General features: G+C 67.0%; 14 protein-coding genes. 6 read left to right on the forward strand and 8 right to left on the reverse strand.

Features of this window, described 5'->3' with window-relative positions; all coding sequences use genetic code 11:
• Positions 1-203 precede the first annotated feature (203 nt).
• The 5 genes from PK606_RS09435 to PK606_RS09455 all read left to right on the forward strand — a co-directional run bounded on the left by PK606_RS09435 (position 204) and on the right by PK606_RS09455 (position 6,173).
• Entirely contained in the window at positions 204-1,571 is a 1,368-nt protein-coding gene (locus tag PK606_RS09435) for a hypothetical protein (RefSeq protein WP_324563158.1), read from the forward strand.
• A 22-nt stretch (positions 1,572-1,593) separates the two neighbouring features.
• Positions 1,594-1,944 (forward strand): DMT family transporter, encoded by a 351-nt coding sequence (locus PK606_RS09440; protein WP_324563160.1) that lies wholly within the window; start codon positions 1,594-1,596, stop codon positions 1,942-1,944.
• A 4-nt stretch (positions 1,945-1,948) separates the two neighbouring features.
• Positions 1,949-2,902, forward strand: coding sequence for a glycosyltransferase family 2 protein (locus PK606_RS09445; RefSeq protein ID WP_324563162.1), 954 nt, complete (start codon positions 1,949-1,951; stop codon positions 2,900-2,902).
• 12 nt (positions 2,903-2,914) lie between these two features.
• Entirely contained in the window at positions 2,915-3,754 is an 840-nt protein-coding gene (locus PK606_RS09450) for an HAD-IIB family hydrolase (protein WP_324563164.1), read from the forward strand.
• A gap of 106 nt (positions 3,755-3,860) precedes the next feature.
• Positions 3,861-6,173 carry a hypothetical protein gene (locus PK606_RS09455; protein ID WP_324563166.1) on the forward strand — a complete coding sequence of 771 codons (2,313 nt, stop codon included), beginning with the start codon at positions 3,861-3,863 and terminating at the stop codon, positions 6,171-6,173.
• Between the two features lie 54 nt (positions 6,174-6,227).
• Here PK606_RS09455 and uvrA read toward each other — a convergent pair whose 3' ends face one another.
• The gene (gene uvrA / locus PK606_RS09460; protein ID WP_324563169.1) at positions 6,228-12,677 is read right to left on the reverse strand and encodes an excinuclease ABC subunit UvrA; all 6,450 of its coding nucleotides are present in this window, start codon (positions 12,675-12,677) and stop codon (positions 6,228-6,230) included.
• Between the two features lie 121 nt (positions 12,678-12,798).
• On the opposite strand from uvrA, the gene PK606_RS09465 reads away from it, so the two are divergent.
• The gene (locus PK606_RS09465) at positions 12,799-14,634 is read left to right on the forward strand and encodes a putative nucleotidyltransferase substrate binding domain-containing protein (protein WP_502920816.1); all 1,836 of its coding nucleotides are present in this window, start codon (positions 12,799-12,801) and stop codon (positions 14,632-14,634) included.
• An 81-nt stretch (positions 14,635-14,715) separates the two neighbouring features.
• Here the strand turns inward: PK606_RS09465 and PK606_RS09470 are convergent, their stop codons facing one another.
• The 7 genes from PK606_RS09470 to PK606_RS09500 form a co-directional block, all read right to left on the reverse strand.
• The gene (locus PK606_RS09470) at positions 14,716-16,884 is read right to left on the reverse strand and encodes a 3'-5' exonuclease (protein WP_324563172.1); all 2,169 of its coding nucleotides are present in this window, start codon (positions 16,882-16,884) and stop codon (positions 14,716-14,718) included.
• Positions 16,881-17,255 (reverse strand): response regulator transcription factor, encoded by a 375-nt coding sequence (locus PK606_RS09475; protein WP_324563174.1) that lies wholly within the window; start codon positions 17,253-17,255, stop codon positions 16,881-16,883. The genes PK606_RS09470 and PK606_RS09475 overlap by 4 nt, the downstream gene beginning before the upstream one ends.
• Positions 17,252-20,023, reverse strand: coding sequence for an ATP-binding protein (locus tag PK606_RS09480; RefSeq protein WP_324563176.1), 2,772 nt, complete (start codon positions 20,021-20,023; stop codon positions 17,252-17,254). The genes PK606_RS09475 and PK606_RS09480 overlap by 4 nt, the downstream gene beginning before the upstream one ends.
• Before the next feature lie 27 nt (positions 20,024-20,050).
• Positions 20,051-20,305, reverse strand: coding sequence for a hypothetical protein (locus tag PK606_RS09485; RefSeq protein WP_324563178.1), 255 nt, complete (start codon positions 20,303-20,305; stop codon positions 20,051-20,053).
• Between the two features lie 189 nt (positions 20,306-20,494).
• Complete coding sequence (locus PK606_RS09490; RefSeq protein ID WP_324563180.1) at positions 20,495-20,998, reverse strand: hypothetical protein; 504 nt, start codon at positions 20,996-20,998, stop codon at positions 20,495-20,497.
• An 81-nt stretch (positions 20,999-21,079) separates the two neighbouring features.
• Positions 21,080-22,822: a sodium:solute symporter family protein gene (locus PK606_RS09495; RefSeq protein ID WP_324563183.1), complete on the reverse strand. Its 1,743-nt coding sequence runs from the start codon at positions 22,820-22,822 to the stop codon at positions 21,080-21,082.
• Between the two features lie 2 nt (positions 22,823-22,824).
• The gene (locus PK606_RS09500) at positions 22,825-23,088 is read right to left on the reverse strand and encodes a DUF4212 domain-containing protein (RefSeq protein WP_324563185.1); all 264 of its coding nucleotides are present in this window, start codon (positions 23,086-23,088) and stop codon (positions 22,825-22,827) included.
• Positions 23,089-23,237: the final 149 nt, after the last annotated feature.

The raw sequence follows: 23,237 nt of genomic DNA on the forward strand, positions 1-23,237 counted from the left end.
CCATCGCAGCACCTTACGCCGGGTGAGGTGTTGCACTTCAGATTTGAGGCCGCCTATGGTTAGCATCTGTAGGCCTCAGCATCACACTGCTGTCAAGACCTGTGCTCCAGGTTTTGACGATAGGGACTCTAATACTCGCTGTCGCAAGCGTATTGTATCTTCGACGCAGCACCACAGTTCCCGCACTGAGCACGCTTCGAACCTTGATCCATGCGCAATTGTGCTGGGGTCTTGCTTTCGCCCTGCTACTGCCTTTGGCGGTAGCGATCAAGAATGGGCTCAGCTTTGACGTATGGAGTATCAGCACTGGCGCGGGCTCTGGCCTTTTATATGGTGTTAGCCCTTTCAAAATGGGAATGGAACCCGTATATTCCGGATTCCACTATGATGCTGTTATTACGCCTTTTACGGTGGATCCGAAAGTAGAAGGCAATCCACTAACAAAGCTGGCAGACAATATCAACACGCAGGTAGCGGTGGAGTTGATTAAACAGACCACTTTCGCTGACAACATTTCCTTTTTCGCATTCAAGCTGAAGGCCTGGTTGCTTTACAGTACGCCTGAGTTGACCATCAGGCCCTCTCAACGCGCGGTGCGGTGGTTTGAGTGGTTGAGCATCGCCAGCGCTGCCGCCGTTCTCGTCTGGAGGTGTCGACCGCGCGATGCGAAGAGCGCGTGGTCTCTCGCCAAGCTTCAATTACCGGGCGCGCGGGTGATGGCGCAAATCAAGCTTGCGACGATGGCAATTCTGCTTGGCTTGGTCTTGGCCATGGCGTTGCAGCTCGCACCCGTTCTCTACAACGAACGGTACAACAATTACTTTCTGGAGCCTTGGCTGATCGTGCTTTCCGGTGTTTCTGTCGGGATCTTGCTGCACCCACCGGTAGCTCGCTCACCGCGCCATCAACTCGCGCCGGTAAGCTTGCGCCCACTCTGGAAAACTACCGTTTCCCACTCGGGCGCGATATTGCTTTTGGTTTTGGTGGTAGCGTCTGTTGCGCTGGCGCAGTGGGCCATGCGTCATGAGAATTTCGCTATTGACCCTCACCGACCGGGTCCTACAGAAGTGGTACTCCAAAACAAAACCATGGGCACCGCGCGTATGGAGCACGCCGAATCCCTCGGCTCAAACAAATGGCGCACTGGAACCTCATCGACTTCCATCATTGTCACGCTGCCCTCGTTTGACCCCGCCAGCCTCGAGCCGAAGGCATTTATGGATGGAATTTGGCGAGTACGCCTCTCGGTCCTGACACCGCGTGGCTCCAGTTCCTGTCTTCCTGCCAACCTCTCAGTCTCGAACGCCCATCCCGTTTGGCAATGGTACAGCCCCGATCCAATGCTGCATCTCCGCCCTGATGGCAAGATGCGAACCTACGCAATTCATGGAAACGACAATCTACGACCCGCCGGTCCTGGCCAATTGATTCTAGCTTTGCAATGTCCCGAGGGCACTGAAGTTACTTGGGGCGGCGCGGAACTGTTGCGCGTCACGACGCCGGAAGCCGCGCGTGCTCTGATACACCACGGACAACCCATAAATCCGTATCGTCCATTAGAACTGGAATGAGTACCCGCCAACGCTTTCGCCCATGACGCCTCGCATCGCTTTCATCACCATCCTGTGCGTGATCGGAATTTCGCTAGGCCAGCTCTTATTCAAGAAGGCCGCCCAAGCCCTGCCAGCCACCGCAAGTTGGGAACACTGGGTATGTAATATCTGGCTCGTCACCGCCTTGATCCTTTATGCAGGCACTACGTTGGCTTGGGTCTGGGTGCTTCGTCATGCACCGCTGCACCTTGCCTATCCATTCATGGGTTTGGCCTTCTTGCTGGTGCCACTCATGGCCTCGTTGTGGCTTAAGGAACCCTTGCATTGGCAAACCTTAGTGGGTGGCGCACTGATTCTGGCTGGCGTATGGTTGGCCGCGTTCGGGCGCTAACAGCATGCAAGTTGCCGTCGCTATCCCTTGCTACAAGGTCCGTTCTCACATCCTGGACGTGATTGCGCGCATGCCGTCGCAAGTGCAACGCATCTATGTGGTAGACGACAAATGCCCCCAACAAAGTGGTCGACTCGTACAGGACCAATGTCGCGACGAACGCGTGCGGGTGCTTTATCACGAAGAGAACCAGGGCGTCGGTGGTGCGGTGCGCACCGGCTACCGGGCAGCGCTCGAGGAGGGTATGGACATCATCGTCAAGGTTGATGGCGATGGACAGATGGATCCAGCATTGATTCCGCACTTCACGCGCCCCATCGAGCGTGGCAAGGCCGACTACACCAAGGGAAATCGCTTCTACCGCCCCGAGTCACTCAAGGGAATGCCGCCGATCCGGCTGTTCGGCAATGCGGTGCTGTCGTTCATCAACAAGCTCAGCACCGGCTACTGGTCGATCATGGATCCGACCAACGGCTACACCGCGATCCACACGCATGTGCTGCGCAGGCTGCCGCTGGACAAGCTGGAGCAGCGCTATTTCTTCGAGACCGACATGCTGTACCGTCTGAACACGCTGCGCGCGGTCGTCCACGACGTGCCGATGGACGCGGTCTACGGCGACGAGCAGTCGAGCCTGCAGGTGTCCAAGGTGCTGCCCGAGTTCCTGTGGAAGCACACTGACCGGTTCGTACGGCGCTACGTCTACAACTACCTGCTGCGCGACTTCAACATCGGCAGCCTGTACAGCCTGATGGGTGTGTTGCTGCTGCTCGCCGGCAGCCTGTTCGGCCTGGCGCACTGGCTGCTCAGCAACGCGTCGGGCCAGCCGGCCACCAGCGGCACGGTGATGCTGGCGGCGCTGCCGATCATCGTCGGCATCCAGTTCATCATCGCCTTCCTGCACTACGACGTCAGCCACGTGCCGACCGAGCCGCTGCTGGCAGACCTGCACGACTGAGGGCCAGCCGAGGTGACGCCGCTGCATCGACTGCCGCGCGACGCCTGGGCCGGCGTGTGGGGAGTGTTCACCGATATCGACGACACGCTCACGACCGCGGGCGTCATCACGGACGAAGCGCTGGCCGCGCTCGCGAAGCTTGACGCGGCGGGTGTCACGGTCATTCCGATCACCGGGCGGCCGGCTGGCTGGAGCGCGCCCTTCGCCCTAGCCTGGCCGGTGCGGGCCATCGTGGCCGAAAATGGCGCCGTGGCCTTGCACCGCGCGAACATGGCCTCGGATGGAACTGCCGCCCTGGCCGGTAAAGACAGCGACGATCAGCTGGTGAAAACCTATCAGGCTGACCCCGTCACGCGGGCCGCCAACTACCGACGGCTGCAACAGGTGGCCGAGTGCCTGCTGCGCGAGGTGCCCGGCAGCACGCTGGCGCGGGATTCTGCCGGTCGCGAGACCGACATCGCCGTCGACCACGGCGAATTCACACGGCTTGACCCCGAGCAAATCGATGCCGTGGTGCGAATCATGCGCCGCGAAGGCCTGAACGTCAGCGTCAGCAGCATCCACATCAACGGCTGGATCGGCGAGCATGACAAGTGGCAGGGCGCTTGCTGGATCACGCGCGAACTGCTGGGGCACGAACTGCCAGCAGAAATCGAGCGCTGGATCTACGTCGGCGATTCGACCAACGACCAGGTCATGTTCCAGCACTTTCGCCACAGCGTTGGCGTCGCCAACATCCGCCACTTCGAAAACCAGCTGCAACACCGGCCGCGCCATGTCACCCAATCCGAGCGCGGCGCGGGGTTTGCCGAGGTGGCGGACCGGCTGCTGGCCGACCGCGATACGAGCTGAAGTCCGCCGACACCCGCGAGCATGGGGGCCGCAAACCAGGCGGTGGCGGCCCGCCGATATCCGGCACACATAATGGTGATTTTTTGCCCAGCGCCAAGATCGAGCCGTGAAAACACTGCCCCTGAGAGTTGCCTATTCCCTGAGCGGCCTGCTGCTGCTGGTTCTATTGGTGCTTGGCACGCAAATCCGGCACGGGCTCGAGTACCTGAACGAACCCCTGCGCGGACACTTGGACGCCCAGCCGGCCGACTTCCAGCCTGACGGCACGACCGTCATCAAGGGTTGGGCCTACCACGCTGCGGGAGTTCAGGCGGCCTCGCTCATCGTCGACGAGAAGCGGCGCCTGCCGCTGCAGGTCGGCTTGGAGCGCGCCGACGTGGCCGCCGCCCTGCCCGGTCGGCCGGGTGCCGAGCACTCGGGCTTCGCCGGGGAGTACGAGTTCGGGTCGGCCGTGCACGGCAGCCACACGTTCGAGCTGGAGGTGACGCTGCGCGATGGCCGCGTGATGCACCTGGGACCTTGGCGCCTGGACCTGGGCGCTCGCCCTTGGAAGCTTCCGGCTGCTGATACAGGCAAGACCGCCACGCCGTTCCACCTCTCGATCGCGACCAGCCACATCGCCGCGGGCGGCATCGATGGCATGCAGGAGAAATTTGGGCACTATGAGACCGATTCGATGCGCCTGGCCGTCACCGTGCCAGTCCTCTACATGCGGACCACGCGAGGACGTGCGGGCGACTGGGAGTTTGACCCCCACTTCGATATCGGCAGGAAATGCGGCGAGCGCACGCTGGCCGAGGACAACCTGGACACCATCATCGGCAACGCAATCCAGAAGCGGCGGCCCACGCTGTTCACGCTGAACGGCGGTGTCTGGGCCGATGCGGCTTGCGACGTGCCTGACTGGGACATCAACGACGAGCTTGAGAAGACCAAGGCGCACGTGCAATGGAACGAGCGCAATGAGGCGGTCGAAGACGATTACCTGAGCCACCTCCCGGGGTCCATTCACGCCCCCGAGTTGGCACGCATCCTGTCCTACAACGTCTACAACCAGACCGCCCGGGCCTACAAGAAGCGCAACCTCCAGAGCGCCGCGCGCCTGATCGCGGACCTGGATCGCCAGGCCCCCGAGTTGGTGGTCGGCATCAACCTGGACGCGGACACCTACGTCAACCCGTTCTTCGAAGGCAAGCAGTGGTTCGACTACAACCCGGATACGATCCGGCAGTTCCGCGAATGGCTGCAGGGCACCGGACCCTACGCTGCCGACTGGAACTCGCCCGAGATCCCCAACCTGTCAAGTTACCGGCGGCGCAAGAACTACAGCCTGGAGGAGGTCAGCGCCCTGGCGGGCACGCGTTTCGCGAGCTGGGACGAGGTCGATCCGCCGCGCCGGATGTCGGTGCCGAAAAAGTTCTTCGAGAACCCCTGGTTCGCGGTCTGGGACGAATTCCGGCGCCATCTGATCGACCTGCATTACGACGAGCTTTCCCAATGGGTTCACGAGGCAGGAATACCGGAGCAGAAGATCTTCTCCTCGCAGGGCTTTCAGGCACCGGGCGAGCTCATCAATCCCTTTGCCATCCATGTCGACAGCCCGCCCAAGAACTACGATTCGGGCGGCATGAGCGTGGAGGGGGCCGTGCCGTCGCATGGCCGCCTGGGTGCGATCCTGTATGGCCCATCGGCGCGCAACGACATCCGGACCGAGAGTGGCCAGCCCCTGTTCACCATCTTCAATACCTTGTCGCCCGGTGGCTGGGGTGTGGTGGAATTCCACCCGGCCGACCTCAAGCTGCCCAAGCGCGTACCCAGCTATGCTGAAAGCTATGAAGCGCTGAATCGCATGCTCACCGGCGGCGCCCGATTCGTTTCGGTCATGTCCTGGAATGGTGGCAGCGGCCTGTTCCGAGATCAGCCTGGTTACGTGGCGTTCACCGTGATCAAGGACTCGCCTCTGGAATCCGCCATCACCAGCTTGCTGTCCAATTACGGCGGCCTGCCGCGCGGCTCGATCGTTTGGACTTTCGGCAGTCTCGGAGCAACCAGCGAGGAAGGGTGGAAGACCACCGAAGGCGTCGGCAATTCGGCGTTCGGCCGCTATCACATGCGCACCAGCACGGCAGGCCGCGCCCGGATGGAGCATGTCCCCGAGCTTCGGGATCCGGCACCTCAGACCGCCAGCGCCCTGGTACTGGAAGTGCGCAATGACGCCCCGGTCACGCTCAGACTTCATTCGTCCGGCTCTGACACCGGCGCTGTCGCGTCAACGGCGTCTCTACCACAGGGCACGCAAGCTCAAACGGTAGTGCTGCCGATCCAGGATCGGGCCGTGAAGATGAACGAACTCAAGCTGGAAGTCACTGGATCGGCCAATGCGTCGATCTTCATCGATCGCATGGCACTCCTTCCGTGAGCGCGGACCCGTGCCTTCGTCGCAAGGGCGTACGACGCGCGCGTCGTACGGACGTCACGCCAGCTTGGACGCCAGCGCCCGCCCCGTATGCGTGCCCGCCGCCACCAGTTGCTCGGGCGTGCCAGCAGCGACCAGTTGCCCACCGCCATCGCCGCCTTCCGGCCCCAGGTCGATGACCCAGTCGGCCTCGGCGATCAGGTCGAGGTCGTGCTCGATCACCAGCACGCTGTGGCCGCCGTCGACCAGGCGGTGCAGCACGCGGATCAGCTTCTCCACGTCCTGCATGTGCAGGCCGACCGTGGGTTCGTCCAGCACGTACAGCGTGTGCGGCATCTTCTGGCCGCGCTTGCCAACGTCGTCACGCACCTTCGACAGCTCGGTCACCAGCTTGATGCGCTGCGCCTCGCCGCCGCTCAAGGTGGGCGAGGGCTGGCCCAGCGTGAGGTAGCCCAGGCCCACGTCCTTGAGCAGTTGCAGCGGATGCGCGATGGCCGGCATCGAGGCGAAGAACTCCACCGCCTCGTCGACCTCCATCTGCAGCACCTCGCCGATGTTGCGGCCGCGCCAAGTGACGGCCAGCGTCTCGGGATTGAAGCGCGCGCCGTGGCAAACCTCGCATGGCACCTTGACGTCGGGCAGAAAGCTCATCTCGATGGTGCGCATGCCCTGGCCTTCGCAGCCTGGGCAGCGCCCCTCGCCGGTGTTGAAGGAAAAGCGCCCTGGCGCATAGCCGCGTGCGCGCGCTTCCAGCGTGTCGGCGAACAGCCGGCGCACCGTGTCCCAGAACCCGATGTAGGTGGCGGGGCAGCTGCGTGGCGTCTTGCCGATCGGCGTCTGGTCGACCTCGAGCACGCGGTCGATCGACTCGAAGCCGCGCAGGCCGGCGCAGCCGACCAGCGGCGGCGCGCCGCCGGCGTCCATGGCTTCGCGCCCGGCCCGGGTCGCGCGCTGGCCGACCCAGGCGGCGACATTGGTCAGCAGCACGTCGCGCGCCAGCGTGGACTTGCCCGAGCCGCTGACGCCGGTGACGGCGACCAGGCGCCTGAGCGGCACCGCCACGTCGAGCTGGCGCAGGTTGTGCAGGTGGGCGCCAAGGACAGTGAGCCAGGCGGCAGCAGCTGATGAGGCGCCGCCGCCCTCACCCCTGCCCTCTCCCGCTCGCAGGAGAGGGAGCAGCACCTCCGCCGACTTGCGGGCCCTGCTCCCTCGCCCCTTTGGGGAGAGGGTGGGGGTGAGGGACTGGTCCGCGCTGACATCGACGTCGTCCGATCGAGCGGCGGGCGTGCCCCCACCGTTGCCCTCCTCCAGCGGGGGAGCGAGCGTGACGACGGCGCGCCGCGCCTGCATCGGATGCCGCATCGCATCACGCAGATAGCGACCGGTGGCCGAGTCGGCGGCAGCTTCCAGATCGGCCGCCGTGCCCTGCGCCACCAGCCGGCCGCCGCGCACGCCGGCGCCGGGGCCGATGTCGATCAGGTGCTCGGCCTGGCGGATGGTCTCCTCGTCGTGCTCGACCACCACCAGGGTGTTGCCCTTGTCGCTCAGGCTGCGCAGCGCGCCCAGCAGGATCTGGTTATCGCGCGCGTGCAGGCCGATGGTGGGCTCGTCAAGCACGTAGCACACGCCCTGCAGGTTGCTGCCCAGCTGCGCCGCCAGCCGGATGCGCTGCGCCTCGCCGCCGGACAGCGTGGGCGCGCCGCGGTCGAGCGTGAGGTAGCCGAGACCGACCTGCTCGAGGAAGTCCAGCCGGCTCCGGATCTCGGGCAGCAGGTCGCGCGCAATGTCGGCATCGCGGCCTTCCAGCCGCAGGCCGTCGAACCAGGTGCGCAGGTCGCGGACGCTCAGGCAGGCGAGTTGGGTGATGGAGATGCCGCTTCCCTCACCCCTGCCCTCTCCCGCGAGCGGGAGCGGGGGTAAGGCCGCGCTCGGGTCACTGCGCTCATTCGCGCCCCAGTCTTGCGCCCTCGCCCCTTTGGGGAGAGGGCTGGGGTGAGGGGCCGACGGCGCTTCGACGAGCGCGGCCGGCCCCCCTCCCAGCCTCCCCCCAGCGGGGGGAGGAGCAAGTTCCAGCAGCACCGCACGCGCCATCGGATTCAGCCGCGTCCCCTGGCAGCTGGGGCAGACCGCGTCGCCCATGTCCTCCACCTCGGGTTCGGCAAAGGTCTGCTCGCGCCCCTTCTGGTCGCTGCCCAGCACCGAGTCGTCGAGCGCCTTGCGCTGCTCGCGCGTCAGCCTGACGCCGGTGCCGACGCAGTCGGGGCACCAGCCGTGCTTGCTGTTGTAGGAGAACAGGCGCGGGTCCAGTTCGGCGTAGCTGGTGGCGCAGACCGGGCAGGCGCGCTTGGTGGAGAACACCTCGATGCGGCCGATGCCGGCCGTGGGCGCGCCGGTTTCCATCGCGTGGCGCAGCCCGGCCATGTCGTGCAGCACATGCACCACGCCCTTGCCATGCTCCAGCGCACGCGCCAGCGATTCGCGCAGCTGCGCCTCGTTGCCGGCGCTGACCGGCAGGCTCATCACCGGCAGCTCGATGGTGTGTTCCTTGAAGTGGTCGATGCGCGGGAAGCCGGTGGTGGGCAGGAACTCGCCATCCACCCGCAGGTGCGTGAAGCCGCGCGGCCGCGCCCAGTCGGCCAGCTCGGTGTAGACGCCCTTGCGGCCGATCACCAGCGGGCTGAGCAGGCCGACGGTCTGGCCGGCAAAGCGCTGCAGGATCTGCGCCGCGATGCGCTCGGGCGTCTGCGGCTGCACGGCGGCGCCGTCGTGCACGCAGTGCTGCACGCCCAGCTTGACGTACAGCAGGCGCAGGAAATGCCAGACCTCGGTGATGGTGCCCACCGTCGACTTGCGGCCGCCGCGCGACAGGCGCTGCTCGATCGCCACCGTGGGCGGGATGCCGTACACGGCGTCCACCTCGGGCCGGCCGGCCGGCTGCACGATGCTGCGCGCGTAGGCGTTCAGGCTCTCCAGGTAGCGCCGCTGGCCCTCGTTGAACAGGATGTCGAAGGCCAGCGTCGACTTGCCCGAGCCGCTGACGCCGGTGATGACGTTGAACCTGCCGCGCGGGATGTCGACGCTGAGGTTCTTCAGGTTGTGCTCGCGCGCGTGCACGATCTCGATGGCTGGCTCCACGTCTGGCGCCGGGACGTCCGCCTGATAGCCGACTCGCCGCTCCTGCACGCCGAACGCCGACTGCGGGGCGTTCAGGGCCGCGACATAGTCGCGCAGCGCAGCGCCGGTGTGCGAGGTCGGGTGCTGCGCCAGGTCGTCCGGCGTGCCTTGCGCCACGATCAGGCCGCCGCCGTCGCCGCCTTCCGGCCCCAGGTCGATCAGCCAGTCGCTGGCCCGGATCACGTCCAGGTTGTGCTCGATCACGACCAGCGAGTGGCCGGCGTCCAGCAGCTTGCGCAGCGCGCGCATCAGCTTGGCGATGTCGTCGAAGTGCAGCCCGGTGGTCGGCTCGTCGAACAGGAACAGCGTGCCCTTCTTCGCCGTCGGCTGGCGGCTGGCGGTGGCGCGGCTGGACGCCGGGCCGCCCCAAGTCCAGCCAGTCCCCTCGGGGGGCAGCGAAGCACGCGAAGCGGCAAGCGTGGGGGCATGTTTCGCCGCCTCGGCCAGGAAGCCGGCCAGCTTCAGGCGCTGCGCCTCGCCGCCCGACAGCGTCGGCACCGGCTGGCCGAGCTTCATGTAGTCCAGCCCGACGTCGACGATCGGCTGCAGCGCGCGCAGCACCTCGCGGTCCGGCGCGAACAGCCGCACCGCCTCGGCCACCGTGAGCTCGAGCACGTCGGCGACGTTGAGATGGCGCGCGCGCAGCTCGCCGACGGCGTGGCGGTCGATCCGCACTTCGAGGATCTCCGGCCGGTAGCGCTTGCCGTTGCAGTCGGGGCAGCGCAGGTAGACGTCGGAGAGGAACTGCATCTCGACGTGCTCGAAGCCCGAGCCGCCGCAGGTCGGGCAGCGCCCGTCGCCCGAGTTGAAGCTGAACTTGGCCGCCGTGTAGCCGCGCTGGCGCGCCAGCGGCGCGGCGGCGAACAGCGCGCGGATGCTGTCCCAGGCGCCGACGTAGCTGGCCGGGTTGGAGCGCGCGGTCTTGCCGATCGGCGACTGGTCGACGAACACCACGCCGGCCAGCTGCACGGCGCCCAGCAGCCGCTGGTGCGCGCCGGGCGCCTCGGTGGCCTTGCCGAAGTGGCGCAGCAGCGCCGGCGCCAGCACGTCCTGGATCAGGGTCGACTTGCCCGAGCCCGACACGCCGGTGACGGTGACCAGGCGCTGCAGCGGCAGGGCGACGTCGATGCCGCGCAGGTTGTGCTCGGTCACGCCCTCCAGGATCAGGCGCGGCGTGTTGGCCGCCACCAGCCGCGTGAAGCTGGCGTCGATGGCCTTGCGGCCGCCCAGGTAGGCGCCGGTCAGCGTGTCGGCGCCGCGCAGCTCGTCGGGCGTGCCGTCGAACACGATGCGCCCGCCGGCCACGCCGGGGCCGGGGCCGAAGTCGAGCACGCGGTCGGCGGCCAGCATCACGGCCGGGTCGTGCTCGACCACCACCAGGGTGTTGCCGGCGCGCTTGAGGCGCAGCATGGCCTCGGTGATGCGGTCCATGTCGCGCGGGTGCAGGCCGATGCTGGGCTCGTCCAGCACGAACAGCGTGTTGACCAGCGAGGTGCCCAGCGCCGTGGTCAGGTTGATGCGCTGCACCTCGCCGCCGCTGAGGGTGCGGCTTTGCCGGTCCAGCGTCAGGTAGCCGATGCCGACGTCGGCCAGGTATTTCAGGCGGGTCTGGATCTCTTCCAGGATCAGCTTGCGGGCCTGGGCGTCGGCGCTTCTTGCCCGTTCCCCCGCTGGGGGAAGGTTGGGAGCGGGGTCAGCTGGGTCTGCATCAGATCTGGCATGCCCCGACCCCTGCCCTCCAGCGGAGGAGAGGGTGGACTCACTCAGCGCATCGAAGAAGCGCCGCAGCCGATCGATCGGCAGCAGCATCAGGTCGTGCAGGCACAGGCCGGGCAGCGCTTCCAGCTGCGCGCGCGTCCAGTCGACGCCGACCGGCATGAAGCGCTGCGCCGGCGGCAGCACCGCGTCGGCGTCCTGCTTGCTGCCGACGCGCCACAGCAGGCTTTCGAGCTTCAGCCGCGCGCCGCCGCAATCCGGGCAGCTGGTGTAGCTGCGGTACTTGGACAGCAGCACGCGGATGTGCATCTTGTACGCCTTGCTCTCCAGGTACTTGAAGAAGCGGCGGATGCCGTACCACTGCCGGTTCCAGTTGCCTTCGCGGAAGTTCGGCGTGCCCTCGATCACCCACTGCCGCTGCTCGGGTGTCAGCTTGTTCCAGGCGGTGTCGCGCGGGATGCCGGCGCTTTCCGCATGGCGCATCAGGTCGTCCTGGCACTCGCGCCAGGCCGGCGTCTGGATCGGCTTGATGGCGCCGGCGCGCAGCGTCAGCCGCTCGTCCGGGATCACCAGGCCCCAGTCGACGCCGATCACGCGGCCGAAGCCGCGGCAGCTGTCGCAGGCGCCCACCGCCGAGTTGAACGAGAACATCGACGGGATCGGGTCGGCGTAGCGGATGTTGCTCTCGGGGCAGTGCAGGCCGGTGGAGAATTTCCACAAGTCGCCTGCCCCCACGCTCCCCGCTTCGCGTGGTTCGCTGCCCCCCGGGGGGACTGCCCCGCCTTGGGACGGCCCGGCGGCGGGGCCGACTCCGGCCCCCACGCTTCCCGCTTCGCGTGGTTCGCTGCCCCCCGAGGGGGTGGCCCCGCCTTGGGACGGCCCGGCGGCGGGGCGAGCACCTTCATCCGGCAGCGTGTAGACAACCATGCGCCCGCCTCCGCGCCGCAGCGCCAGCTCGATCGCCTCGATCACGCGCGCGCGCTCGGCATTCCCGATGCGGAAGCGGTCGGCCACCACGTCCAGCACCTTCTTGCCGTCGCGCTCGCGCTCGGCCTGCACGCGGGTGAAGCCGCTGGCGGCCAGCCACTGCTGCACCTCGTCGGCGCTGGTGCCGGCGGGCAACTCGACCGCGAATGCGACCACCAGGCGCGGGTCACCAGCCTCCATCGCGCGACGGCGGATCTCGTCGCAGATGCTGTCCGCGTTGTCATGGCGCACCGGCAGCGCGGTCGCGCGATCGAACAACTGGCCGGCGCGCGCGAACAGCAGCTTCAGGTGGTCGTTCAGCTCCGTCATGGTGCCGACGGTGGAGCGCGACGAGCGCACCGGGTTGGTCTGGTCGATGGCGATCGCCGGCGGCACGCCATCGATCCGGTCCACCGCCGGCTTGTCCATGCGGTCGAGGAACTGGCGCGCATAGGCGCTGAAGGTCTCGACGTAGCGCCGCTGCCCTTCGGCGTACAGGGTGTCGAACACCAGGCTGGACTTGCCCGAGCCGCTGGGGCCCGTCACCACCGTCAGTTCGCCGGTGCGGATATCGAGATCGAGGTTCTTGAGGTTGTGCTGGCGCGCGCCACGGATGCGGATCAGGCCGGGCGGCGAGGACGGTGTGTTCATGGGCTGGGCCAGAATTCTAGGTGGGCTCTGCGACAATGGTCCGGCACCCGGCAGGTGCCCACCCCGGCGGTGCTGTCACCGCTTCCCGATCCACTCCGGCATAGGTTGCGCCATGCAAGCTTTGGACATACCCACCCTGCTGGCGGCCCACCGCGTGTTCGGCCTGCTGCCCGAGGGCGAGCGGCTGGCGCTGGCAACCCACTGGCAGTACCAGCATTTCGCCAGCGGCGAGATCGTGCTGACCGAAAGCGAAATGCCCGAGCGCATGGGCTGGCTGCTGTCCGGCGGCGTCGATCTGGTCGATCCGGACGCCGTGTGGCACTTGCCGCTCAGGCCGCATGAACTGTTCGGCGCCGGCGCCACCGCGCTCGAGTACGACGACGCGCTGCACGCCGTGGCGACCGCGCCCAGCGAGGTGCTGTTCCTGGGTGTCGACAGGCTGCGCGAGCTGGTGCAGGCGAACCCGCGGCTGCTGCCGCTGCTGCCGGCCGTTCCGCGGCTGCCACGCGCCCGCCCGCGTGCGGCCACGGCGCAGTCCGGCAACATCATGACGCAGCCGATCGCCAGCCTGATCAAGCGCACGCCAGTCAGCATCGACCGCGCGCAAAGCATTCGCGAGGCGGCCCGGCGCATGGCCGAGGCCAAGGTATCGTCGATCCTGCTGACGCAGGACGAGCAGCTGTTCGGCCTGGCCACCGACCGCGACCTGCGCAGCCGCGTGCTGGCGGCCGGTCTGGACACCGAGCGGCCGGTGGCCGACATCGCCACGCTGGCGCCGCTGACGCTGCAGACGCGCGACTCGGTGTTCGACGCCATGGTGCTGATGGCGCGGCAGAACGTGCACCATGCGCCGATCCTGGACGGCGCCAGGCTGGTCGGCATGGTCACCGCGACCGACCTGACTCTCTACCACAGCCCGTCGGCGGTCTACCTGACCAGCGACATCTACCAGCAGCCCGACCTGGCCGGCCTGGTGGCCTGCAGCGGCCGCGTCAAGGACCTGCAAAGCAGCCTGGCCAAGGCCGAGACCAGCGCCTACAGCACCGGCCACATCATCACCTCGGTCACCGACGCCTTCACCGTGCGCCTGATCCAGCTGGCCGAGCGGCAACTCGGGCCGGCGCCGGTGCCCTACGCGTGGGTCGCCGCCGGCTCGCAGGCGCGCATGGAGCAGGCGGCGCGCACCGACCAGGACAACTGCCTGGTGCTGTCTGACGACTACCGCGCCGAGCAGCACGGCGAGTACTTCCGCGCCTTCTCGAAGCTGGTCTGCGACGGACTGGACGCCTGTGGCTACGTGCATTGCCCGGGCGAGATCATGGCGATGACCGACAAGTGGCGCCAGCCGAAGGCACGCTGGCAGCAGTATTTCACCCAGTGGATCAACAAGCCCGAGCCGATGGCGTTGATGCTGACCTCGGTGTTCTTCGACCTGCGCGCCGTGCACGGCGACACCGATCTGCTCGACGGCCTGCGCCAGGAGGTGCTGGGGCGCACGCGTGGCCACACCCTGTTCCTGGCCCACATGGTCAGCAACGCGCTGAAGCAGCGCCCACCGCTCGGCCTGTTCGGGCAGATCACCGTCAGCCGCGGCGGCGAGCATCCGCGCAGCGTGGATCTCAAGCACGGCGGCGTGGTGCCGATCGTCGACCTGGCCCGCATCTACGCGCTGGCCGGCGGGCTGGCGCCGGTGAACACGCAGGACCGGCTGGAGGTGGCGGCGCAGAGCGGCGAGGTCAGCCCGCAATCCGCGCGCGACCTGGTCGACGCGCTGGAATTCATCGCCGGCTTGCGCATCGATCACCAGACGCGCCAGATCGCGGACGGCCAGCCGCCCGACAACCACCTGAAACTGGAGGAACTCTCCAGCTTCGAGCGCGGCACGCTGCGCGACGCCTTCGGCGTGGTGCAGAAGCTGCAGGCGGTACTGGCGCAGCGCTACCAGGCCGGCTTCTGAGCGGAGCTTGAGCGCAGCGCGCGTTGGCGGCTGCGCAGCGGTGCGCCGGTTCTCACGCCCAATGCCGAACGCCGGACCCCCCTAGTACTTGAGCCGCGCGTAATAGGTCTTCTGCGCCGCCGCGCGCGCCTGGCCCAGGGTGGTGATGCCCATGTCCCTGAGCAGCGGGATCAGCTTGATCAGGATCTCGGCCGTCACCAGCGCGTCGCCCAGCGCGGTGTGGCGGCCCAGCACGGTGACGCCGAAACGCTCGGCGATGGCCTCCAGCCGGTGCGATTCCTGGTTCGGATGCACCGCGGCCGACAGCAGCAGGGTGTCCAGCACCGGCTGGTGGAAGGCCAGGCCGGTGCGCTGCTCCAGCAGCTGCAGGAACTTCATGTCGAAGGCCGCGTTGTGCGCCACCAGCACGGTGTCCTGCGCGTACTGGTGGAACGCCGGAATCACCTCCTCGATGCGCGGCTGGCCGGCCACCATCTCGGGCGTGATGCCGTGGATCGGGATGCCGGCGGCCGGAATGTCGCGCCCCGGATCGACCAGCTGCTCGAACGATTCCTGCCGCAGTAGCCGGCCGTTGACCACGCGGGCGGCGCCGATCTGGATGATCTCGTCGCCGCCCGAGGGGCTGAGGCCGGTGGTCTCGGTGTCGAACACGGTGTAGGTCAGCTCGCCCAGCGGGCGCTCGTCCAGCTCGCCGGCACCGGCGGCGGCGCCGAACAGGTCGAAGTCGAAGAACTCGGGCCGGCTCTCCACCGCCTGCACCATGTCCATGTCGAGTTCGTCCTGGGCACTGGCCAGCGGCAGCAGGAAGCGGAAGAAGGCCTGGTGGCGCACCCGGTCGCGCTCGAACCACATCTCGGCATCGTGCCGGTCCAGCACCTCGCGCACCGACATCGGCGAAGCCTCGCCGCCGATGCGCATCGGGTCCAGCTCCCAGCTCATCACGGTCTCGGTGCTCATGGCGTGGCCGGTCCACACCAAGTCGAGCTGCGCGCGCCCGCCCTGCGGCGCCAGCCGCAGCGCCAGCGTGCGCAGCTGGAACTCGCCAGCCAGGCGCTCGCCCAGGTAGGTCAGCGCCTGCAGCATCGAGAAGCTGTCGAGCCGCAGCCACAGCGCCGGGTCGGCGGCCTCGATGGTGACCGGCAGCCGGCACTGCGCCTCGATCTGCTTGGCCGCGACGTCGACGAACTCGAGGCCGCGGATGTCGTCCAGCGGCCAGCGCGTGTGCAGGTTGCGTGACGACTTGTGGGCCACCTCATCGATGTGGGCCTTCATGGTCGCCGCCTCGTCGCGCAGCACCGCCAGGAAGCGCTCGCGCATCGCCGGCTCCAGGTCGTCGTAGCCCAGCATCTCCACCGCCGCCTGGGTGCTGGCCAGCGAGGACCGGCTCTTCTCGATCAGCCCGTACAGCAGGCGGTCGCGCGCGGTCTGCTCGTCGAAGCTGCGCGTGATGTTGTCGAGCATCAGCAGGAAGCCGCTCAGCTCGGGCGGCCCGGCGGCATCCTGCGCGGTGTCGGTCACCGGCGCCATCTGCACCCGCAGCAACTGGCCGCCGCGCGTGCTGGTGACGAACTGCGCCGCCGGGTGCTGGGCGCCGCGCGCCAGCCGCTGCTGCACCGTCTCCAACGCGTGCTCGACCAGCTTCTTGTCGAACACCGCGTAGATCGAGCGGCCGATGCCGATCAGCTCGGCGCCGCCGGTCAGCTGCGGCGCGCTCGACAGCGCGCGGAACTGCATGCGGGCCCGGTTGTTGTAGAGCAGGATGCGGCCGTCGCGGTTGCACACCACCACGCTCTGCGTCAGCTCGGCCATCAGCGCCGCCAGCCGGTTGCGCTCCTGCCGCACGCTGGCGCTGGCCTGCGCCACCTGGGCGGCGACGTCGCCGCGCAGGCCGTCGCGCTGCGTGGCCAGGTCGTTGATGGCCTCGATCAACGCCTGGCGCTCGGCGGCCGGGTGGGTCTTGAGCTGCAGCGGCTCGGTGGCGTTGACCAGCGCCCGGGTCTGCTCGGCCAGCTCGGGCAGCGCCGCCACGCGCGGCACCCACCACTTCATCAGGGCGCCCATCACGGCAAGCACCCCGATCAGCCAGGCCAGCACCAACAGCGAGATGCGCGGCGTCAGCAGCTCGGCGAACTGCACCCGGCCGGGCTCGTCCAGCGTCAGCTGCACCATGCCCAGCGTCAGCGCCAGCCACAGCGCCAGTACCAGCGCCACCAGCACCAGCGGCAACAGCAGCAGGCGCCGGTTCCTCAACTGGCTGCCCCGATCAGCTTGCGCACCTTCTCGACCAGCTCGCGGGTCGAAAACGGCTTGGTCATGTAGCCGTCGGCGCCCAGCGCCAGGCCCTTGCTGACGTCGTTCTCACGCCCCTTGGCGGTCAGCATCAGGATGCGCACGCCGTCCAGCGAGGCATCGGCGCGGACTTCCTGGCAGACCTCGAAGCCGGTCTTGCCGGGCATCATCACGTCCAGCAGCACCAGCGCAGGACGCTCGCGCTGGATCATCTCCAGCGCCTGGATGCCGTCGGTCGCCACCAGCACGTTGTAGCCTTCGCGCTTCATCAGGTATTCCAGCGAGATGACGATATTCGGCTCGTCGTCGGCCACCAGCAGTTTGTGCGTCATGTCGTCTCGTCCTCCAGCGCCGGCGCCCCTTCCTGCCGGTCTTGCGGCGGCGCCAGCGGCAGCGTGAAATGGAAGGTGGCGCCCTGCCCGGGAGTCGAGCGCACACCGATGCTGCCACCATAGTGTTCCACGATTTGGCGGCTGATGGGCAGGCCCAGGCCGGTGCCCTGGCGGCGCTCGCGCGGATCACCGACCTGGCGGAACTTGTCGAAGGCGGCTCGCTGATCCGCCGCCGAGATGCCCGGGCCGTTGTCGGTCACCGACACCGTCAGATCCGCCGCGCCGACCTGCAGCGCCAGCCGCACCCGCCCGGAGCCACGGGGCACGAACTTGGCCGCGTTGGACAGCAGGTTCAGCATCACCTGCTGCAGCTTGTCCGCGTCGGCGTGCACCAGCGGCGCCGGCTGCGCCTGCGGCTCCGGCACGGCCAGCTCGAGCTGGCAGCCGTGCTCTCGGAACAGCTCGCGCGTGATCTCCGCCGCCTGCAGCACCAGCGCCCGCATGTCGACCGCGGCATCCTGCCACTCGACGCTGCCGGCCTCGATCTTGGCCATGTCGAGCACCTGGTTAACCAGGCGCGACAGGCGCTCGGTCTCGGTGACGACGATGCCGGTGAACTGCTGGCGCTGCTCCAGCGGCATGTCCGGGTCGTCGAGCATCAGCTCGGCCAGCGCCCGGATCGAGGTCAGCGGCGTGCGCAGCTCGTGCGTCACCGAGGACATGAACTCGTCCTTCAGCACGTCCAGGCTCTTGAGCTGCTCGTTGGCCTCGCGCAGGCGCGCGGTGGCCTCCTCCAGCGAGCGCGACTTCTCTTCCAGCGCGCGCGAGTAGGCGCGCAGCTGCGAGGCCTCCTCCAGCATGCTCAGCACGTCGTCGGTGGTCAGCGGCTCCTCCTTGGCCACCGACGACACCAGCACCCGCGCCGACGCGCCGCCGACGGCGCCGGCCAGCTTGGTCTCGACGAAGCTGACGAAGCGCGCATCGGCGCGGCTGGCGGCCTCCTGGCCCCAGCGCGCGGCGTACTCGTCGATCATGGCGCGCGCGCGCTCGTAGCCGAAGAAGCGCTCGCAAAGCTGGCGCAGGTCCTCGACCCGGACCTCGCCGCGCCAGAACACCGGCGTGGCGCCGCCGCTGCGGCTGCCGGCGTCGACGAAGATCAGCGCCTGGCTGGTCTCGCGCGCCGACGGCTCGCGCGCCAGCGACAGCGCCACGTAGACCGAGACGTTGAGCAGCAGGCTCCAGAACAGCGAATGGGTCAGCGCGTCGAGGCCGGTGAGGCCGAACAGCGCCTCCGGTTTGAGCCAGCCGATGCCGCCCGGGCCGTCGCGCACGAAGGCGTCACCCATCCAGCCGGACTTGGCGATGGACGGCAGCATCAGCGTGTAGACCCAGATGCCGAAGCCGGCCGACAGCCCGCCCAGCGCGCCGAGCCGGGTGCCGGCGCGCCAGTACATGCCGATCAGCGCCGCCGGTGCGAACTGCGCCACGGCGGCGAAGCTGATCAGGCCGATGCTGACCAGCGCGTAGGCTTCGCTGGCGATGTGGAAGTAGGCGTAGCCGAACAGCAGCAGCAGCAGGATGGTGACGCGCCGGATGTTGAGCAGGATGCGCGTCAGGTCGGCCATGCCCTCGCCCAGCACGGCGCGCCAGCGCAGCAGCAGCGGCAGCACCAGCTCGTTGCTGACCATGATCGATACCGCGATGCTCTCGACGATCACCATGCCGGTGGCCGCCGACAGGCCGCCGATGAACACGAACAGCGCCAGCGCCTGCTGGCCCGCCGCCAGCGGCAGCGACAGCACGAAGTTGTCGGGGTTGGCGTCCTGGCCGGTGAAGTACAGCAGGCCGCCGAGCGCGATCGGCAGCACGAACACGTTGATCGCCAGCAGGTAAGCCGGGAACACCCAGCTGGCGCGCCGCAGGTGGTGCTCGTGCACGTTCTCGACCACCATGATCTGGAACTGGCGCGGCAGCATCAGCACCGCCAGCATGGCCAGCAAGATCATGGTGAACCACTGCGGCCAGGCGAACGCGGCGCCCTGCTCCAGCCGCATCAGCTGGCGCAGCTCCGGCAGCGCCCGGGCGCGCGTGAAGATGTCGGTGAAGCCGTCGTACAGCCAGTAGGTCACGAACACGCCGACCGCCAGGAAGGCGATCAGCTTGACCACCGACTCGAAGGCGATCGCCGCCACCATGCCCTCGTGGCGCTCGGTGGTGTCCAGGTGGCGGGCACCGAAGATCATGGTGAAGCCGGCCAGCACCAGCGCCAGGTAGAAGGTGCCGTCGCGGCTCCAGGGCACCTGGCTGCTCGATTCCGCCACGCCGGGATGGGTCAGCAGGCCGTAGGCCGCCGACACCGCCTTCAGCTGCAGCGCGATGTAGGGCACCACGCCGACGATGGCGATCAGCGTCACGCTGACGGCCAGCAGCCGGCTCTTGCCGTAGCGGCTGGCGATGAAGTCGGCGATCGAGGTGATGCGCTGCACCTTGGCGATGCGCACGATCTTGCGCAGCACCATCCAGCCCAGCACCATCGCCAGCGTCGGCCCCAGGTAGATCGGCAGGAACCACAGCCCGCCGCTGGCCGCCCGACCGACGCTGCCGAAATAGGTCCAGGCTGTGCAGTACACGCCCAGCGACAGGGCGTAGGTCCAGGGGCTGCTGATCAGCGAGTGACCTTGGGCGGCACGCCGGTCGCCCCAGTAGGCGACCACGAACAGCAGCGCAAGATAGGCCAGCGACACCGTCAGGACGAGCGCCGTGCTCATGGGTTCGACCAGCGGCACGGGTATCGCCTAGCGATCCAACTGCAAGGGGCGCTGGGCCTGCTCGTCTTCGCCCGGCTCGCCGCTGGCGGCGCCGCGCAACTCCATCAGCAGCGCCAGCGCGACGATGATCAGCAGCCAGATGACGAAGGCAGCGGTCGGCAGCAGCGGCCAGCCCAGCACGAACGCATCCTGATCCCAGATGCTGAACAGCGGGAAGTTCAGCAGCAGGCCGCCCAGCACGAACAGCCCGAGCAGGCGCTCCGTCAGCTTGATCTTCCCCATGGTCGCAGCCTCCTGTCCCGTATCAGCCGCGCTCGCAGGCAGGCTGCGAGCCGGTCCGTGCTTGCGGCCGGATCCGGAGTGCCGCCACCCCAGTCACGCCGGCGCCTCTTGGCATGCTACCCAAAAAAGTCTGTTGCGCAAACCAGACGCCAGTGCGGCGCACGCCGGCACGCCATTCACCGCGGCCGATCAGCGGCACGCCTGCCGATAGATCGCGTCCTGCGCGCTGATTTTTTCCACCGCACCCGCAGCTCGGCGCTCTTTTGGATCGATGGGCACCCGCTCCAGGGTCTTGCAGTTCAGCACGAAGGCCTGCGTATCGAGCCCGTCGATCGGGTCGACGCGGAAGGTGTATTCGATATATTCCACCAGCACCTGGTGATCCTGCAGCTTGCTGGAGAATTTTCCGTCCAGGATGGTGAATGCGCTGACCGCCGGATAAGCGTAGCGCCAGGGTTTGAGAAAGGATTGATCGCGCTTTTCCGCAATCACCGTGGTGCCCGCAGGCAACTGGCTGAGCTTGAATGCATACCAGCTGTAATCGTAATAGGCCAGATAACCCATCATGCCGGCCGCTGCCGCGACGGGAATCGTCCATTTGGGCACTTTGCCACGCGTCAAGCGCCTGAGCCCAAACGCAGCACCTCCCATGCATACCGCCATGATCAACACGGCAAACAGGTGCCAAATCATCTTTTATCTTGCTCCGGAGAAAAAAGTGGGCTTTCTGTTCGAAAGCCCACCTGGAACTCAGCGTATCAAATCAGACACGCATCACGGATAACGCACCCGGCGCACCATGGCACGCAGCTCTTCGCTTGGTTTCTCGGTGGCGTTCGATACCACCACCGAGGTGATGATATTGATCGCGGCACCGATGACGCCGAAGGACAGCGGCGAGATTCCCAGCATCCAGTGCTCGGGCGTATTCGGGAAGTTGTTGGTGCCCGGAATGAACAGCCAGCCGAGGTACATGAAGATGTACGACACGGTCGCCAGGCCACCGGCCAGCATGCCGGCCGTCGCGCCCTTGGAGTTGATGCGGCTGACGAAAACCCCCAATACCAGGGCCGGGAATATCGTCGCCGCCGCCATGCCGAAGGCCAGGGCCACCGTCTGCGCCGCAAAGCCTGGCGGGTTCAACCCGAGCCAGGTGGCAATGACGATGGCGCCGACCATCGCCAAGCGTGCATTGAGCAGTTCCTGCTTCTCCGACAGATGCGGCATCAAGGTGTTCTTCAACAAGTCGTGACTGACCGCCGACGATATCGCCATCAGCAGGCCGGATGCAGTCGACAGCGCCGCCGCGATCCCGCCCGCCGCCATCAGACCGATCAGCCAGGGCGGCATGTTGGCCACCTCGGGCAGCGCCAGCACCAGGATGTCGTTGTTCACCGACAGTTCGTTGCCGTTCCAGGTCTTGGCGTGCTCGGCCTGGGTCGGCAGTTCCTTGTTGGCGTTGTTGTAGAACTGAATGTGGCCGTCGTTGTTCTTGTCCTCGAACTTCAGCAGGCCGGTCTCTTCCCAGTTCTTCACCCATTGCGGACGCTCGTCATAGACCAGCGGCGCCGCCTTGGTGCCGTTCGGGTAGATGGTCTCGATCAGGTTCAGGCGCGACATCGCGGCCAGTGCCGGCACCGTGGTGTAGAACAGCGCGATGAACACCAGCGCCCAGGCGGCCGACCAGCGGGCGTCGCGGATGTTGGGCACGGTGAAGAAGCGGATGATCACGTGCGGCAGGCCGGCGGTGCCGACCATCAGCGTCAGCGTGAACAGGAACATGTTCCACTTGTTGCTGACGTCGGCGGTGTAGTCCTGGAAGCCCAGGTCGCGCACGACCTCGTTGAGCTTCTGCAGCAGCGGCTGGCCGGAAGCCAGGTGCTCGCCGAACAGGCCGGTCTGCGGCAGGAAGTGGCCGGTCATCATCATCGACAGGTAGGCCGCCGGGATGGTGAAGGCCAGGATCAGCACGATGTACTGCGCCACCTGGGTGTAGGTGACGCCCTTCATGCCGCCCAGCACCGCGTAGACGAACACCACCACCGCCGAGATCAGCAGCCCGGTGTCGGACTTGACCTCCAGGAAGCGGGCGAACGCCACGCCGGCGCCGGTCATCTGGCCGATCACGTAGGTCAGCGAGATCACCACCAGGCACAGCACCGCCACCACGCGCGCGCTCTTGCTGGCGTAGCGCTTGCCGACGAAGTCGGGCACCGTGTAGGAGCCGAAGCGGCGCAGGTAGGGCGCCAGCAGGGTGGCCAGCAGCACGTAGCCGCCGGTCCAGCCCATGATGAAGGCCGAGTTGACGTAGCCGATCGAGATCAGGCCGGCCACCGAGATGAAGGACGCCGCCGACAGCCAGTCGGCCGCCGTGGCCGCGCCGTTGATGACCGGGTTGACCTCGCCGCCGGCGATGTAGAACTCGCGCGTGGTCCGGGCCCGGGCCCAGACCGCGATCCAGGTGTAGACGACGAACGAGCCGATGACGAAGATGAAGTTGATCCAGAACTGATCCATGGTCACTCCTCCAGGCCGAATTCTTTATCGAGCTTGTTCATTCTCCAGGCGTAGAAGAAGACCAAGAACAGGAACGTCAGGATCGAACCCTGCTGCGCAAACCAGAAACCCAGATCGGTGCCGCCAACCGAAATACCACTCAACATGGGGCGCAGCAGAATCCCGAATCCATAGGACACCAAAGCCCAGACGATTAAACAAAAGCTGATTAATTTCACGTTGGCACGCCAATATGCGTGATCTCTTTCTGTAAGTTCTTTCGGCATGTTATCTCCTGTTATTCCTGCCCGGCTGTGTTTCGGGCGGGAGTGTTGATTCCGAATGGGAAGACCAAATCATTGCCGGCTTGATCCACCTTCGCACTTCAGTATTGCACGCTGGAACGGCAGGGCATGTGCAGCCACCAAGCTGGGAC

This window comes from Ottowia sp. (genome assembly GCF_035444425.1).
Classification (GTDB): Bacteria; Pseudomonadota; Gammaproteobacteria; order Burkholderiales; family Burkholderiaceae_C; genus Ottowia.